Source organism: Amycolatopsis rhizosphaerae, from assembly GCF_007713715.1.
Taxonomy (GTDB): Bacteria; Actinomycetota; Actinomycetes; order Mycobacteriales; family Pseudonocardiaceae; genus Amycolatopsis_E; species Amycolatopsis_E rhizosphaerae.
The window spans coordinates 23,892-39,667 of the sequence record NZ_VJWX01000003.1; the positions used below are offsets into that span (position 1 = coordinate 23,892).

Sequence of the window (15,776 nt, forward strand, 5' to 3'; positions counted from 1 at the left end):
CTCCTCCTTCCGCGCACCACCACCCTAAATGGCGCGGCGGGTGCGGAGATGGTGCGAATGCACCAGTTGCAGGTGATGCGATGAGCCCTTCTGCGGCGCCGGACGCGTCCCTAGCGTGATCCCCATCATATCCGGCAGTGGTTAGCGGAGGACCCAGTGGGACGAGTCGAGGGCAAAGTCGCCCTGATCACCGGCGGCGCACGTGGCCTGGGCGAGGCGACGGGTCGCGTCATGGCTCAAGAAGGCGCGACGGTCATCCTCACCGATGTCCTGGATGCCGAGGGCGAGGCCGTCGCCAAGGACATCCTGGCCAACGGCGGCAAAGCCGCCTATCTGCACCAGGACGTCACCGACGAGGCGGTGTGGGCCGCGATCACCGATCGGATCGTGGCAGAGCACGGACGTCTCGACATCGTGGTGAACAACGCCGGTATCGTCCTTGACGCAACCGTCGAGGACACGACCCTCGAGGGCTGGCGCCGAGTGAACGGTATCAACAACGAAGCGGTCTTTCTGGGGACGCGAGAGGCCATCCGGGTGATGAAGGCGCAGGACCCGAAAGGCGGCTCGATCGTCAACATCTCCTCGATCGCCGGTCTCGTCGGGATCGACAACCTGGCCGCATACAACGCCTCGAAGGGCGCAGTGCGGCTCTTCACGAAGTCCGCGGCGCTGCACGCCGCCAAGTCGGGTTACGGCATCCGCGTCAACTCGGTGCACCCCAGCTACACCTGGACGCCGATGGTCCAGCACCTCGGTGACAACACCGGTGACCGCGACGCGTTCTACGAAGCGCTCGCCCAGGCACACCCGATCGGCCGGCCCGGCCAACCGATGGACATCGCCTACGGTGTGCTCTACCTCGCCTCTGACGAAGCGTCCTGGGTGACCGGCTCCGAGCTGGTCATCGACGGTGGGATCACGGCGGCCTGACCTGGCGTCGCGGGCCGGGCATGCCGGACGGCACCTCGGCCCGCGACCTCGGCGTTCCCGCCGACGGCCACCGCGTCACACCCGCTGTCCCCGCGCCGAGCACCAGGACGGCGCCCTGACGATCTCCGCAGAGGAAGCCCGATGACCTCCGGTTCATTGACACTGCGCGACCTGTTCGTGCCCGCGCTCGACCGTTTCGCCAGCCAGCCTGCCGTCACCTCGGAGGGCATCACGCTCTCCTACCGCGAGGTCGTCGAACAGGCCAACGGATTGGCTCGATTCCTCCACGAAAACGGGATCTCTCCCGGCATGCCGGTCGCGCTCATGATGGGCAACGGAGTCGAGTACGTCGTCGCCGACCAGGCGGTGCTGCGGTGTGGCGGCGCGAAGGTGCCGCTCAATGACATGCTCGGCCGCCGAGAGTCGCAGTACATCCTGCGCGACAGCGGAGCCGTGGTCGCGATCGCGACTCCCTCGCAGCTGCCCAATGCCCGCGCCGCGCTGGCCGATCCCGAGATTCCGCTGCGCACGCTCGTGATCGTTGGGCCGGCACCGACACCGTCCCCGCCGGGCACGGTGTCGTGGGAAGCAGCCATCGGGCACGGTGCGGCGACCCCACCCGAGGTCGAGGTCGCGCCGTCCGACGTCGGCCTGATCATCTACACCGGGGGAACCACTGGCGACCCCAAGGGTGTCGTGCACACCCAGCAGGGACTCGCGGTCAACGTGCTCGGCCACGTCGTCGAAATCGGGTTCGGCGACGACGAACGGCTTCTGCTCACCTCGCCGCTTCCTCATTCGGCGGGGTTCCACCTGCAGGCCGGGATGTTGAAGGGCGCGCACTCGTTCGCCGAGCCGGGCTTCTCTCCCGGCGTGGTCCTGGAGCGCATCGAGCGCGACCGCGTGACCTTCCTGTTCGCCGTGCCGACGATGATCTACCGGCTGCTCGACCACGTCGCGACGGTCTCCCGCGAGCGCGACCTCGATTTTTCGGCACTGCGGACGATTCTGTATGGCGCGGCACCGATCACCCCGGAGCGGCTCACCCAGGGCCTGGCGACCTTCGGTCCGGTTTTCATGCAGCTATACGGCCAATCCGAAGCGCCGAATTTCATCACCCGGCTGACTCGCGAAGACCACGATCCCACGAAGCCGCAACGCCTGACCAGTTGCGGCCGCCCGGTCGCCCTCGCGCGGGTTCGGATCGTCGACGACGAAGGCAACGAATGCCCTACCGGAGCCGTCGGCGAAGTCACTGCCCGCACGCCGTACACGATGATCGGATACCACGGCCTGCGGGAGAAGACGGCGCAGACCGTCCGGGACGGCTGGCTGCACACAGGCGATCTCGGCTGGGTCGACGACGAAGGCTATCTCTACCTCGTCGACCGCAAGAACGACATGATCATCACCGGCGGGATGAACGTCTATTCCAGCGAGGTCGAGAACGTCATCGCCCAGGTCGACGGCGTTGGGCAGGTCGCCGTCGTCGGAATACCGGACCCGGTGTGGGGAGAAGCAGTCGTCGCGTTCATCGTCGCCTCCCCCAACCGCACCGTCGATCCGGATGTCGTTACGGCCCACTGCCGAGAGCAGCTATCCCGCTACAAGGTCCCCAAGCAGGTGAGGCTTATCGAAACCCTGCCGCTGACCTCAGTCGGCAAGCTCGACAAGAAGGCCCTCCGGGCCATTGATTCTCCACGATGACGCAGTCATCGACAAACCATTCCAGGCGCCAAGGAGGACGTCGGTCATGAAGCTTGCTCTCTACCTGCCGAACTTCCGGGACAAAGTGACCGTCCAGGAGCTCGAAGACCTCGCCAAAACCGCCGAGCAGCTCGATTTCGACTCGGTGTGGACACTCGACCGGATCGTCGTCCCGGAAGCTTCCGACCGCGAGGAACTCCAGTACTCGTTCGGCATGATGGACGGTTTCCCCAAAGGCCTGCCGGTCTCCGCGCGAGGTGAGTTCCTCCAGGGGATGCCCCTGATTCCCTGGCTGGCCGCGAAGACGACCAACGTCCGGATCGGCATGAGCATCATCGACACCCCGTTCCGTGCGCCCGGAGTCCTCGCCGCGGAGCTCGCGACCATGGACCACCTCTCGAACGGCAGGCTCAACGTCGGCGTAGGGGCCGGCTGGATGCCCGAGGAGTTCGCCGCCGCGAGCGCCTCGCACATCTACCCGAAGCGGCACAAGCATGTGCGCGAGACGCTCGAGATCATGCAGGGTATCTGGACCAACGAGCTCTTCGAATACCACGGAGAATTCGCCGACTTCGACAGTTGCGGGTTCGGTGCGAAACCCGTGCAGGATCCGCATCCGCCGATCTACTTCAGCGGACTCAAGGATCCGAAGCGCTCAGCCCTGCGCATCGCGAAATATGGCCTGTCGGGCTGGATCGGAATCCAGGACACGCCAGACGAACTCAGCCGGTGGCGCGGCGCCATCCAGCAGGAACTCGAAGAGATGGGCAGCTCGCGGCGGGTCGACGAACTCGACATCTGCAGCATGCTCTGGTTCGTCATCACGGACGAAGAAACGGATCAGTCGCCGAACGGCAAGCTCACCAACCTGTTGGTGGGAACCGCCGCGCAGCTCACCGACCGGCTCAAGCGGTACCAGGAGGCCGGGCTCACGATGCCGCTGCTGTGGCCGCCGTTCCAGGACGTCCCGGTCGCCAAGACGCTCGACGACCTCAAGCGGTTGAAGGAAGAGATCCTGCCGAAGGTCGACGCCCAGTAGCCAGTTCAGCGGCGCACCCCTGTCAAACCGTTGTGGCGCTGCGGAATGCCGGGCAGCAACGTTGCCGACGTTGCCGACGTTGCCGGATGCCTGGTGTGGTTGCGGTTGTATCACCAGCAGTACGGCCTGATCCCGGCTGCTGGTGATCAGCCGTTGTGGTAAACGTTGCGGCACCCGTATCGACGCCTGACATTTCACGCAGCGCACCGCATGTGGATCGTCGCCACGGAGGCTCACCACGAAACTGCTGCTCGACGCTTACCGGAAAGCGCACGGCGGCAGTTCGGACGACATCGCCGCACTGCGGTGGCCGCCCCCGGGAAGGCGGCGGCCACCGCGGCCGCGATGCCCCTCAAGCCCGTCGTCCGCCGTCGACCGACAGCGCGATCCCGGTGATGTAGGACGCGGCGTCCGAGCAGAGCCACACCGCCGCCTCGGCGGCCTCCTCCGGCGTGGCCAGGCGGCCGAGTGGCGTGATCGCCTCCTGCCGCACGATCATGTCCGTATCGCCCGCCCACTTCTCGAACCCGGGTGTGCGGGTCGGTCCGGGGCAGACGGCGTTGACGCGGACGCCCTCCGGGGCGTAATCAACCGCGGCGACCTTGGTAAGCCCGACGACGCCGTGCTTGGCGGCCACGTAGGCGGGGGCCTGCCCAATCGCGTACAACCCGCCGTTGGAGGCGATGTTGACGATCGCACCGCCACGTTTCCGGAGCAGGGGCAGTTCGTACTTCATGCACAGGAACGTCCCGGCCAGGTTGACCCGGACCACCCGGTCGAACTCGTCCGGGGTCAGCTCGTCGAGCTTCCGGCGCGAGGACAGTCCGGCGTTGTTCACCGCGAAATCCAGGCCACCGTACTCCGTGCTCACGCGCTCGATGGCCGCCCGCACCGAGCGTTCGTCGGCGATGTCGACGGTGACGGCCAGTGCTTCCCCACCTTCGTCCCTGATCATCCCGGTGGTCTCGGCGGCTGCGGCCTCGTTGATGTCGAACACGCCCACCGCGGCACCGCTGCGCGCGAAGAGCAGCGCCGTCGCGCGCCCGATCCCGCTGCCGGCACCGGTGACCAGTCCGACCCGCCGCGAAACGTCGCTCATGCCAGCGGCTCGTGGTTCGCCCAGGCGACCTGGTACGGATGCCTCGACTGCCAGCGGTCGATGACTTCGTGCAGGCCAGGTGCCGTGAACGCCTTCGCCAGCGCGTCGGTGTCGGCGAGGGCGACCTGCACGATCGCGGTCGCGATCAGGGCGGGAATGGCCTCCTCGCCGGGGATGGGCAGGTGGCGCCGGACCGCGACCGACTGCGCCAAACCGGTGTCGAGCATCGCCTGTTCAATGTCTGCGAGATATTGATCGAGTTCGGTATCGGGTATCGGCTGATCGAACGAAACGATCATCGTGTGGTGGATCATGCTTCGATTTTCGGCGCACTGAGCCACTCGTGTCCAAGATCGACTCGGTCTTCGGCGATAACCTAGAGGAATGGTCGAACTGGAGACCCGCGAACTCGCGTACTTCCTCGCCGTCGCCGACGAGCTGCACTTCGGCCGGGCCGCCGTCCGGCTCTCGATCGCCCAGCCCGCTCTCTCGAAGGCGATCCAGCGGATCGAAGCCCGGCTCGGTGTACCGCTGTTCGTCCGCTCCAGCCGGCACGTCGAGCTCACCCCTGCCGGAGAGGCGCTGCGAGAACACGGACGGCATGCGCTCAACGCGGTCAGCGCCGCCGTCCGCAGCGCGCGGCGCGCGGGCGACACCGAGGCCCGCCTGCGGCTCGTGCTCAAGCCCGGCGGCGACGCCGGGCTGCTGTCCGAGATCCTGGCCGCTTACGCCCTCCAGCCCCACGCCCGCAGGGTGGACATCCTGTTCAGCGGCCCCGCCGACCGCACCGACTTTCTTCAGGACGGCCGGGCCGACGTCGGACTGCTCTTCGCGCCCTTCGACGACCTCAACGGCTTGGCCCACGAGACGCTGTTCACCGAGGACCGCGTGGCCATCGTCCCGTCCGGACACCGGCTGGCCGGCCGTCCTGCCGCGCGAATGTCCGATTTGGCCGGTGAGACGCTACCGCGCTGGAAAGGGATCCCCGGAGGCGACGGCGCCGGCCCCGAGGTCGCCGACGTGGTCCAGTTGCTCGACATGATCAAGGTAGGCCGGATGATCGGAGTGCTGCCTCGCTCACTGGTCCAACCGGTCCCGGCCGGCCTGACCTGCGTCCCGGTGACCGACGCACCGCCCAGCCGCCTCGTGCTCGCCTGGAACGAGCAGGATCGTCGGCCGCTGGTCGCCTCGTTCGTGGCCGCCGCGATCGAGGTCACCTCCGGTTCCTCGGGTACCCGCGGCAAACAGGGCGATCGGTAGCGCGAGCAGGGCGGCCAACAGCCCACCGGTTGCCACGGCGGGCCAGCCGGCGACGCTCCACAGCTGGATGCCCAACGCCGAACCGGCGGCGATGCCCAGGAAGCGGGTGACGAAGTAGAGGGTGTTGAGCCGATTGTGGATGGCCGGATCGGACTGGAACAGCGTGGCCTGGTTGACCACTTGGTTTCCCCACACGCCGACGTCCAGCAGGACCGTGCCCGCCACGAACGATCCCACGGCGTGCGGGTTGATCAGCAGGACGATCCAGCCGGTGGCCACGGTGCAGATCAGCATGAGCTGGCTCCGGCGCACGCCCCACCGGTCGGCCAGCCTGCCTGCCAACGGTGATGTGGTCGCGCTGGTCGCGGCGACCAGTCCGAACAGGCCGATGACCGCCGGCCCGAAGCCGAACTCGCCGGCGAGCACGAACGACAGGGTGTTCCAGAAGGCGCCGAACGCACAGCCGATCAACGCACCGGAAAGACATACCCCGGCCACACGGACGTTGCCGAACAGCATGACGGACAACGATCGCAGCAGCGCGGGGTAGCGCAGGGCCGTGTCGGCGCCCGGCATGGACGGTAGTTTCGCCTTCAGCGCGACGGTGGTGAAGATCATCAGAGCGGCTGAACACCAGTACACCAGGCGCCAACTGGCGAACTGGCCCAGCAGACCGGCGTAGGAGCGGGACGCCAGTAGCCCGACGAGCAGGCCGGCCTGCAGGGTGCCCACGATACGGCCGGGTTGGTGCCCGGCCAGTGCGACGCCCAGCGGCAGGACTACTTGCGGAATCGGTGTGAGGAAACCGAGTGCGGTCGCCGCGACCGCCAGCCAGGTGATGGTCGGCGAGACCGCGACACAGACCAGCGCGATCGTGGTCAGTGTCATCATGGTCAGGATCAGCGGACGGCGGTTCACTCGATCGCCCAGTGGCACCAGCAACAGGATGCCGGCCGCGTAACCCACCTGGATCAGGGTCGCGCACCGCCCGGCATCGGTTTGCGAGGCTCCGAAATCGTGGGCGACCTGACCGAGTAGCGGTTGGAGCAGGTAGATGTTCGATGACGTCACCGCGCAGGTGACGGTCAACAGTGCGGTGATGCATCGAGTCGGTGCTGGGGCTGTCACGGAGGAATACGCTAGATTCGGTCGGCTGCCGGCGCCGCCGTATTCGTGCCGGGCATCGTCGCGACCGGGTCAGTTCTGGAAGTAGCGGCTGGGCGGTACTCCGAGGGCCCTGGTGAACATGGCGGTGAACGCGCTGGGGCTGTCGTAGCCGAGTTCGGCCGCGATCGTGCTGACCGACCGGCCTTCGGCGAGCATCTGCACCGCGGCAAGCAGCAGCGCTTGCTGCCGCCATTTGCCCAGGCTGTAGCCGGTGGCGTCGCGGAATCTCCGGGCCAGGGTGCGCCGGCTGAGGTAACAACGCGCCGCCCACTCGTCCAGTGTCCGGTTCTCGTGCGGGGCCTTCACGATCTCTTCGCAGATTTGGGCGAGGTCGGGATCGTCCGGCATCGGTAGGTGCAGCGCCGGCACCGCGGACGGCCGCAACTCGTCCAGCAGCAGAGACATCACTTTGCCGTCCCGGCCGAACGGGTCGTAGTGCACCGGAACGCGGGTCGCCGCTTCGATCAGCTCCTTCAACAGCGCGCTGACCGCGATCACCGTGCACCGGACCGGCAGGCCGATCCGGGCATCCTGGTCAATGTAGAGGGTGCGCAGGGTGACCGCACCGCAGGTGCGCATGGCGTGCCGCACTCCGCGAGGCACCCAGACCGCCCGGTGTCGTGGCACCACCCAGCTTCCGTCCGGAGTGGTCACCACAATCGCTCCGGACGTGCCGTAGATGAGTTGAGCGCGGCGATGTTCGTGTGCCGGGATCACGTGGCCATCAGGCAGGTCGCGGGCCATCGCCGCCATCGGGCCCGGCGTTTCCTGGTAGTCCGCTCGGTCCTCACTCTTTCCGAACATGGCCCTTTCCCGACAGGCACTGGCACGGACACGCCAGTCTCCAACCAATAGCGGGGCGACGTTACCGCGTCCGCCCCGGTACCAAGGCGCCGCTCTCGACCCCATCGCGGATAGGTACGGTCCGCTGGTTCGGTCCGACATTCGGCGGTGCTCAACCGAGTTGACGGTCGAGGTTGTAGGCGGCACTGATCAGCGCCAGGTGCGTGAAGGCTTGGGGGAAGTTGCCGAGCTGCTCGCCGGCCGGCCCGGTCTCCTCCGAGTACAGCCCGACGTGGTTCGCGTAGCCGAGCATCTTCTCGAAGGCCAGCCGCGCCTCGTCGAGCCGCCCGGCGCGGGCGAGCGCCTCGACCCACCAGAAGGAGCACATCGAGAAGGTCGCCTCTCTGCCGGCGAGCCCGTCGGGCGACGCGTCGACGTTGTATCGGTAGACAAGGCTGTCGGAGACCAATTCGGAGGTGATGGCGTCGAGTGTGGAGATCCAGCGCGGGTCGGTGGGTGCGACGAACTTGCACAGGGGCATGAGCAACACGGAGGCGTCGAGCACGTCGGTGTCGTAGTGCTGGACGAAGGCCCGGGGGGAGGGATGCCAGCCGCGCTCCATGATCTGGTGGTAGATGCGATCGCGGACCGCACTCCAGCGGGGAATGTCGCAGGGCAGGCCCCGTTGGCGGGCGATCCGGATGGCGCGCTCGACCGCGACCCAGCTCATCAGTCGGGAGTAGGTGTAGTCGTGCCGTCCACCGCGCGTCTCCCAGATCCCCTCGTCGGGTTGGTCCCAGTGGCCCATGAGCCATTCGAGGGTTCGGGTGATCTCGATCCAGCCGTCGTGGTAAATGGGCAGGCCGTACTTGTTGCACAAGTAAAGGGAGTCCACCAGCTCGCCGTAGATGTCGAGCTGCAGTTGGGTTGCCGCCCCGTTGCCGATCCGCACCGGCGCCGAGCCCATATAGCCCTCGAGGTGTGAGAGCTCCTCCTCGGGCAGGTCCTCGCGCCCGTCGATGCCGTACATGATCTGCAGCGGTCCGGACTCGCGGGCGGCCGCGTGGCGGACGCGCCCCTCGAGCCAGTTCATGAACGCGCCGGCCTCCTCGGTGAACCCGAGCCTGAGCAGCGCGTAGAGCGTGAAGGCGGAGTCGCGCATCCATGTGTAGCGGTAGTCCCAGTTGCGTGCGCCGCCGAGCACCTCGGGCAGACTGGTGGTGGGCGCGGCGACAATCGCGCCGGTGGGCGCGTACGTGAGCAGCTTGAGTGTGAGCGCCGAGCGATGCACCATCTCGCGCCAGCGCCCACCGTAGCGTGAGCGGCTCAGCCAGCGCCGCCAGAATTGCGCGGTGGAGTCGAACGCGGCCGCAATGTCGGCATCGGAGTAGGGCACCGGCGGCTGGCCGGGCTCGATGCGTTCGAGCACGAAGGCGGCGGTCTCCCCGGCCCGGAGGGTGACGCACGCGCGTACGTCACCGTCGACGATCTCGATCGGGCAGCGCGTCGAGAGGTTGAGTTCCAGCTCGGGCGTGCCGAAGTGCGCGCCGTGCGGGGTGAGCGCGACCTCGTGACGGGCGCGCGCGTAGTCGAAGCGGGGCGCGACGTCCACCACGAATCGCATTTCTCCGCGCACGGCAAGCACCCGCCGGATTATCCGGTGGCGGTGCGCGGACTCGACGGTACTCGGCGGGGGCATGAAGTCCTGCACCTCGCCTACCCCGTGGGGCATCAAGAACCGGGTGATGAGGATATTGGTGTCGGGGAGGTAGAGCTGCTTGGAGCTCCAGCCTTCGTAGCCGGGCGAGATCCGGAAGACACCTCCACGCTCGGCGTCGAGGATTGCGGCGAAGACGCTCGGCGCGTCGAAGCGCGGGCAGCAGTACCAGTCGATCGTCCCGTCGGTGCCGACGAGCGCGACGGTGTGCAGGTCGCCGATCAGGCCGTGCTCGGCGATGGGCAGGTAGCGCACCCGCGGTCTTTGCCGAGCCCCATCGGACACGGCGGCCGTCGCGGGACCAGAACGCCCGTCGCGTGCCATCGATACGCGTCCCTCCGATACGCGTCCTCGTCGCTTACGGGACGAGGACGATCTTTCCCTTCTCCGCCGAGCTCTCGAGCATCTCGTGCGCGTGACGCGCTTCGGTGAGCGGCAGGCGCTTGGCCACCACCGGGTGGATCTTGTCGGCACGAAGCAGCCCGACCAGCACCGCTAAGTCCTCCCGGAAGTGCTCCGCGTTCATCGGCTCCCCGCCGGCTGCTCCGTCTCGCCTCGTCGCCTTGTCGCGGTACTTCTGGACGTGGTAGGCGTACACGTGCCGGCGAGGCGACACCTTGTCCCACAGCCAGACGGTCGCGATCGCGACGTACCACTTGAATACCGCCTGCCAGTCCTTGTGCCCTTCCTTGATCGTGCTGTAGCGGCCGAACACCACCAGCCTTCCGCCCGGCCGCAGCGCCCGGAACGAGCGCCGGGAGATCGGCCCACCCAGGCTGTCGACGACAACGTCCACGCCGCCGGCCTCCTGACGAACGCGCGCCAGGAAGTCCTCGTTCCGATAATCGATCGCCACCGCGCCGAGCGCCTCGACCTTGGCTCGGTCGCGAGCGGCCGCGGTCCCATAGAGGCGGAGCCCGGCCTCCCTTCCCAACTCGAGAGCCGCAACGCCGACCCTGCCCGCCGCGCCGTGCACCAGGACCGTCTCCCCGGGCTTCACCTTGGCCGTGCGATGGAGCACTTGGTAGGCGGTCATGTACGGGAACAGCAAACTCAGGACCTCCCCTGGATCGAGGTCCTCGGGAACGTCCACGGCGCCGGACTCCGGCACACAGACGTGCTCCGCGTCCGCACCCCAGACGGTCAGCGCGCCGACACGGTCACCCACCCGCGCCCTCGAGCAACCCGGCCCGACCTCTTCGACGACGCCGACAAGCTCGTACCCCGGCGTGAACGGCGGCTTCGGGGCGCCAGGGAGGTACGTCCCAGCGCGCAACTGCGAATCGGTGAACGACACCCCCGCCGCCAGAACCTTCACGAGCACCTCACCCGGCGCCGGTCGAGGAACCTTCTCCTCAACCACCTTCAGCACCTCGGGCCCCCCGAAATGGTCAACAACCACCCGCTTCATCGCAAGCCTCCTTTGCGACGCCCACGGCGTTCCATCAAGGCGCATACTCCACCGCGTCGGTCGCCGGCACGAGGGCCATTGGACCCTGACGGCGTCCAGCGGTCGCTCCGGTTCTGAACGCGCGCGGGACGGAATTGCGTGCCCATCCCGCCGGACCATCACCAGGCGCGTCGGGACTTGATGAAGCAGAGGCTCCCGCGATCGTGCCGGCCGACGCATTGGCTCGCGCGGCGCTGCAAGCAACGGCCAACATCTGGTGTCTGGTCGATCCGCGTGTCGGGGCTCGGGCTCGGCGGCGCGTCTCCACGTCCTTGGCAGGGCCAACGATCGCTACTACCTGAGCACGCTTGGAGCGCAGAAAACACTGAGTAAGAAGGGGAAATGGGCGGGCGTCGAGGAGCAGGTTCTGCCGGGCTACGTCGCCCGGGTAGACCGGTACCTGACCGCCATTGGACATTCGGGCAGCGCCCAGTACAACTTTGCAGTTACTACACGTTGCGGTTGGGGCGTCACTCGAAGGCCGGGCACCCGGCGGCTTCAGCTGTTGTCGGCGTACACGTAGGACGCCAACCGCGGTTCGGCGGCCACATGCGGGTGGAGCGCGAGCTCTTTCGCGACCACGGCGGCCGAGGAGGCGTAGTCGGTGGTGAAGGTGACCGGATCGACGCAACTACTCAAAACTCCCCCAAGTCCGCAAAATACTGAGCGACATCAAAATTGGCAATCAAACGGGCGAGACCAATCGGAGTCTGCCCGCTCGCGTTCTCAGCCATGGGGTCAGCACCACGCTCTCGCAGTAGGAGAATAAGATCGCCCCTGCCCCGGGAATTGAACACCGCAACAAATAGCGCGGTGTTTCCAAATCGATTTCTCCGATCGATCTCCGCGCCACCATCCAGGAGCGCCCGCGCTGCACCGACGTGACCCTCCTGCGCCGCGAGATGCAACGGAGTGAACCCATTATTGTCGGCAGTACTGGGGTCAGCGCCAGCAGCAATCAGTTGCTCGACTTCAGCAGGATCCCCACGCAAAGCCGCAGCATGGAGCGGGGTCCGCCCCTGGTTATCAACGTACATTATGGCCCGATATGCCGGGCAAGATCATGGTCGAAAAACACCGCATGAACAGGCGTGTGGGGCCGGTTCACGCGCTGTCCGATCCCCCGGCGTGCCAGCCGCGGAGGAGCGCGCTGAGCGCCTGCCTGGCGAGCCGTTGCGCCCGCTCGGTCCCGATGGCGTCGTGGCGGCCGAGTGAAGCTATGCCGTAGAGCGTCCCCCACACGATCTCGCACGCGTCGGCGCTGTCGGCCAGTACGACGCCATGCGCGTCCGACCAGGTGGCGAGCAGGCCCAGCAGGAGGTTGATGGTCGGCAGTGCGGCGAGCCGGCGCCCGTCCGCGTCGACTGTGGTGTCGTTCATGGCCTGGTAAAGGTGCGGGTGCTCGTCGGCGAACCGCACGTACTCGGACGCGACGCGCAGCATGCGCCGGTCGATGTCCGGTTCCTCGGCGGCCGCTCGCCCGACCTCTTCCGTCATCAGGCGGTAGCCGTGTGCGACCAGTTCCAGGACGAGCGCGTCCTTGTTGGCGAAGTACTGGTAGACGATCGGCGGCGTGTACTCCACGTCGGCCGCGATGCGGCGGATCGTCAGTGCGGCGGCACCCTCGGTCTCGAGGACGTGCAGTGCGGCCTGGATGATCCGGTCGCGAGTGCTCGCCCGTTCGCGGGCGCGTCGTGTGCTGCTCGGCATGTCCATCACTCCGCTCAGGTGGTCCCCAGGACGGTAACCGTCCCTCTTGACAATGATCTCGCGGCATCCTTAGTCTAACGACGTTAGAAAATCTAACCTCGTTAGAAGTGAAGGTGCGGGCCATGATCTACCACATCAATCGCGTCAAGGTGAAGGCCAGCGCGACCCCGGTGCAGATCGAAGCGGCGCTGGAGAGCTGGCGCTACCTGGGCCGGTCGGTCCCCTCGGTGAAGTCGTTCATCGTCGGCCGTGACCACGGCGGTGACTTCCAGTACAGCGCGGTGTTCGCCGTCGAGGACCTCGACGGCCTCTTCGAGTACCTCACGCACCCGGCGACCTACCGGACCGACCACCTCGGGCTGAACCTGGCCGAGGACCTCCACATCTTCGACGTCAGCGACGACGACGATCCCGAGCTGAACGCGAAGATCCAGGAGCTACACCGGCGCCGCAACGAACTCAACCCCGAGGTGGCCGCGATGCTGGCCGACGTGCCCACCTACCACGGCGCCGGCGTGTCCGACTGACCCTCTCCGGAACCGAAGGTCCAGTGCCGCAAGCCCCGGACCTCGCGGCACTGGACCTTCGACTCCGCTTCGTCCGGCCGCGCTCTTGATCCTCGTAACGCCGCTCCGGCAACGGTCGCTCTCGACAGGGCGAACTCTTCTCAAAGGAAAACCCACCATGGTTCAACACATCATCATCGGGGCCGGCTCCATCGGCACGAACGTCGCGCGGCTGCTCGTCGAGCGCGGCGAGAAGGTCCGCATCGTCACGCGCAGCGGCTCGGGACCTGAGCACCCCCTGATCGAGCGGGTCGCCGCGGACGCCTCCGACGCGGCCCGCTTGACCGAGCTGTCCCGTGGCGCGGAGGTGATCTACCACTGCGCGAACCCGCCCGCATACACCTTATGGGAGCGTCAGCTACCGCCCCTGCAGACCGCGGTGATCGAAGCAGCGAAGGCCAACGACGCGGTCCTGGCGCTCACCGGAAGCCTCTACGCCTACGGCAAGCAACCCGGTGGCCGGATGAACGAGCACACCCCGATGGCCGCCACCGGACACAAGGGCCGCCTGCGCAAGCGCCTGTGGGAGCAGGCGGAAAACGCCGGCATCCGCACCTTCGAGGCCCGCGGTTCCGACTACATCGGCAAGGACGCGGCAGGTATCTACTCCCTGCTCATCGCCCCGGCCATGGAAAAGGGCCGCGCCGCCGTCATCACCGGGCACCTGGACATGCCGCACACCTTCACCTACAACGGCGACATGGCCAAAGCGTTGGTCACGCTCGCCCTGGACGAACGGGCGTGGGGCCGAGCGTGGCACGTGCCGTCCCCGCCGGCCATCACCATCCGCGAGTTCGCGCGGCGCTGTGCCGCCGCCGCGGGCAAGCCCCCGATCAAGCTGATTCAGCTACCGCGCTTCGTCATGCGCGTGACCGGGCAGTTCGTGCCGATGGCCCGCGAGATGGCCGAGATGGACTACCAGTGGTATGCCCCGTTCCACATGGACGCGACCGAGACGGCCCAGGCCTTCGGCCTGACCGCCACGGACCTCGACTTCGCCATTCGTGCCCAAGTCGGTGCGGCTACGGTCTAGACCATTGGGTCGGTAAGAAAACCGGTCCTGACCAACGAGAACGCCAGTCAGGACCGGTCGCTGGGTCCGCTTCCTCAGCCGGCCACGTGCTTCCAGCCGACGTTCAACTTCTTTTCCACCGTCGAGATCGAACCCGGTTCAGTCTTCCCCTCATGCGGGTAGGCGCATCGCGACGAACACATGGGGGACGAGGTCCGAGCCCACGTCCTCCTGGATCGCGACGTTGGTGATGGCACCGTCGCCACCGTGCAGGCTGGTCGTACCGTGATCGTCGAGGTTGGGCTGCACGAACTCGTCGGTGCGGGTGTAGATGTTGGTGTAGGAGATCCCGGGGAAGGTTTCCTGGATCGAGTTCATCGCCTGGGTGTAGTGCGAGTTGTAGGTTTGCTGCCACAGCGCCGGCGCGCAACCGACCACAGGCGGGCACATCGCGTCCACGACGACACTGCCATGGTTGATGGCACCCAGCGCGATGTAATCGTCCACAATCGACCGCAGATCGAACCTCGGCATGCCCCTCTTCCCCGCGCCACCAGGCCATGAAAACAGCAGGCGGTCCCGTGCGCCGAGGACGCACGGGACCACCTGACGTGACCGGGCTACGACGACCTCTCGCTTGCGACGAACCCGTTCCTGGCATGAGCGCCGTCGCAGAAGGGCTTCTTCGCCGACATTCCGCAGCGGCAGAGGAGCTTCGTCCGGCCGGGCCCGAGGTCGTAGACGTTGTTGTCGTGGTCGACGAGGCGGACCGGCCCCCTGATCTGGTACGGGCCGTTGTCCACTGTCTTGATCACGACCTCCGGCCGGGCCGGGGGCTGCTCACTCATCCTCGGCTCACGACCTCGTAACCGGCACCGGCGATCGCCGTGGTGACCTGCCGCTCGTCGATCGGCGCGTCACTGGTCACCGTGACCTCGCCGGTCGCGATATCGACGTCGACGTCGGTGATGCCCGCGACGCCGGTCACCGCGGTGGTCACCTTGTTCATGCAGCCGGAGCAGGTCATGCCCTTGACGGTGTAGACGGCGGTGCTCATCAGTTGCCTCCTGGTCAGCCGTATCCAACTCACTGCCCCCTAGGGGTGGGGGGTATGTCGATCACGCTAGCACGCATATCTTCAAATACACCAGGGGGGTATCTGCCGAAGGTGGTCCTCCTCAGGGCTCCGACACCAGCAGGCGATCACAGATTCGATCTTGACATCGATACCCCCCACCCGTATAAATGTCCCTGTCGGCGAACGAGCTCACCGCCGCTCCCCGGAATACCGGTAAGGGGTAGGTGACCGCACAACGGACAGCCCGAGGACAGG

General features: G+C 66.9%; 17 protein-coding genes and 1 pseudogene. 6 read left to right on the forward strand and 12 right to left on the reverse strand.

The features are described from left to right. Positions 1–156 precede the first annotated feature (156 nt). From FNH05_RS00720 to FNH05_RS00730, 3 genes are all read left to right on the forward strand, one after another. On the forward strand, positions 157–933 hold the full coding sequence (locus FNH05_RS00720; RefSeq protein WP_144584806.1) for a glucose 1-dehydrogenase: 777 nt from the start codon (positions 157–159) through the stop codon (positions 931–933). A gap of 177 nt (positions 934–1,110) precedes the next feature. Continuing rightward, the gene (locus FNH05_RS00725; RefSeq protein ID WP_222426469.1) at positions 1,111–2,640 is read left to right on the forward strand and encodes a class I adenylate-forming enzyme family protein; all 1,530 of its coding nucleotides are present in this window, start codon (positions 1,111–1,113) and stop codon (positions 2,638–2,640) included. Positions 2,641–2,686: 46 nt separating this feature from the next. Then, complete coding sequence (locus FNH05_RS00730; RefSeq protein WP_144584810.1) at positions 2,687–3,679, forward strand: LLM class flavin-dependent oxidoreductase; 993 nt, start codon at positions 2,687–2,689, stop codon at positions 3,677–3,679. 352 nt (positions 3,680–4,031) lie between these two features. On the opposite strand, the gene FNH05_RS00735 is transcribed toward FNH05_RS00730, so the two are convergent. Further along, on the reverse strand, positions 4,032–4,778 hold the full coding sequence (locus FNH05_RS00735; protein WP_144584812.1) for an SDR family NAD(P)-dependent oxidoreductase: 747 nt from the start codon (positions 4,776–4,778) through the stop codon (positions 4,032–4,034). After that, positions 4,775–5,092: a hypothetical protein gene (locus FNH05_RS00740; protein ID WP_144584814.1), complete on the reverse strand. Its 318-nt coding sequence runs from the start codon at positions 5,090–5,092 to the stop codon at positions 4,775–4,777. The genes FNH05_RS00735 and FNH05_RS00740 overlap by 4 nt, the downstream gene beginning before the upstream one ends. Before the next feature lie 70 nt (positions 5,093–5,162). On the opposite strand from FNH05_RS00740, the gene FNH05_RS39010 reads away from it, so the two are divergent. After that, positions 5,163–6,038 carry a LysR family transcriptional regulator gene (locus tag FNH05_RS39010; protein ID WP_144584816.1) on the forward strand — a complete coding sequence of 292 codons (876 nt, stop codon included), beginning with the start codon at positions 5,163–5,165 and terminating at the stop codon, positions 6,036–6,038. Positions 6,039–6,077: 39 nt separating this feature from the next. Here FNH05_RS39010 and FNH05_RS00750 read toward each other — a convergent pair. From FNH05_RS00750 to FNH05_RS00775, 7 genes and pseudogenes are all read right to left on the reverse strand, one after another. Further along, positions 6,078–7,166 (reverse strand): annotated as a pseudogene (locus tag FNH05_RS00750) (MFS transporter); the annotation flags it as partial. Positions 7,167–7,235: 69 nt separating this feature from the next. After that, a complete protein-coding gene (locus FNH05_RS00755) occupies positions 7,236–8,009 on the reverse strand; it encodes an AraC family transcriptional regulator (RefSeq protein ID WP_144584820.1) in 774 nt (257 codons plus the stop codon). A gap of 151 nt (positions 8,010–8,160) precedes the next feature. Next, positions 8,161–9,960 (reverse strand): glycoside hydrolase family 15 protein, encoded by a 1,800-nt coding sequence (locus FNH05_RS00760; RefSeq protein WP_144584822.1) that lies wholly within the window; start codon positions 9,958–9,960, stop codon positions 8,161–8,163. 103 nt (positions 9,961–10,063) lie between these two features. Continuing rightward, positions 10,064–11,161, reverse strand: a complete 1,098-nt coding sequence (locus FNH05_RS00765) for a medium chain dehydrogenase/reductase family protein (RefSeq protein WP_144584824.1) — start codon at positions 11,159–11,161, stop codon at positions 10,064–10,066. Positions 11,162–11,653: 492 nt separating this feature from the next. After that, complete coding sequence (locus tag FNH05_RS37705; RefSeq protein ID WP_186382299.1) at positions 11,654–11,794, reverse strand: hypothetical protein; 141 nt, start codon at positions 11,792–11,794, stop codon at positions 11,654–11,656. Continuing rightward, a complete protein-coding gene (locus FNH05_RS00770; RefSeq protein WP_144584826.1) occupies positions 11,791–12,192 on the reverse strand; it encodes an ankyrin repeat domain-containing protein in 402 nt (133 codons plus the stop codon). Before FNH05_RS00770 ends, FNH05_RS37705 begins: the two co-directional genes overlap by 4 nt. Positions 12,193–12,259: 67 nt before the next feature. Then, positions 12,260–12,865, reverse strand: coding sequence for a TetR/AcrR family transcriptional regulator (locus FNH05_RS00775; protein ID WP_144584828.1), 606 nt, complete (start codon positions 12,863–12,865; stop codon positions 12,260–12,262). Between the two features lie 122 nt (positions 12,866–12,987). Between FNH05_RS00775 and FNH05_RS00780 the strand changes: the two genes are divergently transcribed. Both FNH05_RS00780 and FNH05_RS00785 read left to right on the forward strand, forming a co-directional pair. Further along, positions 12,988–13,392, forward strand: a complete 405-nt coding sequence (locus tag FNH05_RS00780; protein ID WP_144584830.1) for a Dabb family protein — start codon at positions 12,988–12,990, stop codon at positions 13,390–13,392. 157 nt (positions 13,393–13,549) lie between these two features. Continuing rightward, positions 13,550–14,464, forward strand: a complete 915-nt coding sequence (locus FNH05_RS00785; RefSeq protein ID WP_144584832.1) for an NAD-dependent epimerase/dehydratase family protein — start codon at positions 13,550–13,552, stop codon at positions 14,462–14,464. Positions 14,465–14,614: 150 nt separating this feature from the next. On the opposite strand, the gene FNH05_RS00790 is transcribed toward FNH05_RS00785, so the two are convergent. From FNH05_RS00790 to FNH05_RS00800, 3 genes are all read right to left on the reverse strand, one after another. After that, complete coding sequence (locus FNH05_RS00790; RefSeq protein ID WP_246127389.1) at positions 14,615–14,977, reverse strand: hypothetical protein; 363 nt, start codon at positions 14,975–14,977, stop codon at positions 14,615–14,617. Positions 14,978–15,063: 86 nt separating this feature from the next. After that, a complete protein-coding gene (locus FNH05_RS00795) occupies positions 15,064–15,291 on the reverse strand; it encodes a CDGSH iron-sulfur domain-containing protein (protein ID WP_144584834.1) in 228 nt (75 codons plus the stop codon). Continuing rightward, complete coding sequence (locus FNH05_RS00800; RefSeq protein WP_144584836.1) at positions 15,288–15,500, reverse strand: heavy-metal-associated domain-containing protein; 213 nt, start codon at positions 15,498–15,500, stop codon at positions 15,288–15,290. The genes FNH05_RS00795 and FNH05_RS00800 overlap by 4 nt, the downstream gene beginning before the upstream one ends. Positions 15,501–15,776: the final 276 nt, after the last annotated feature.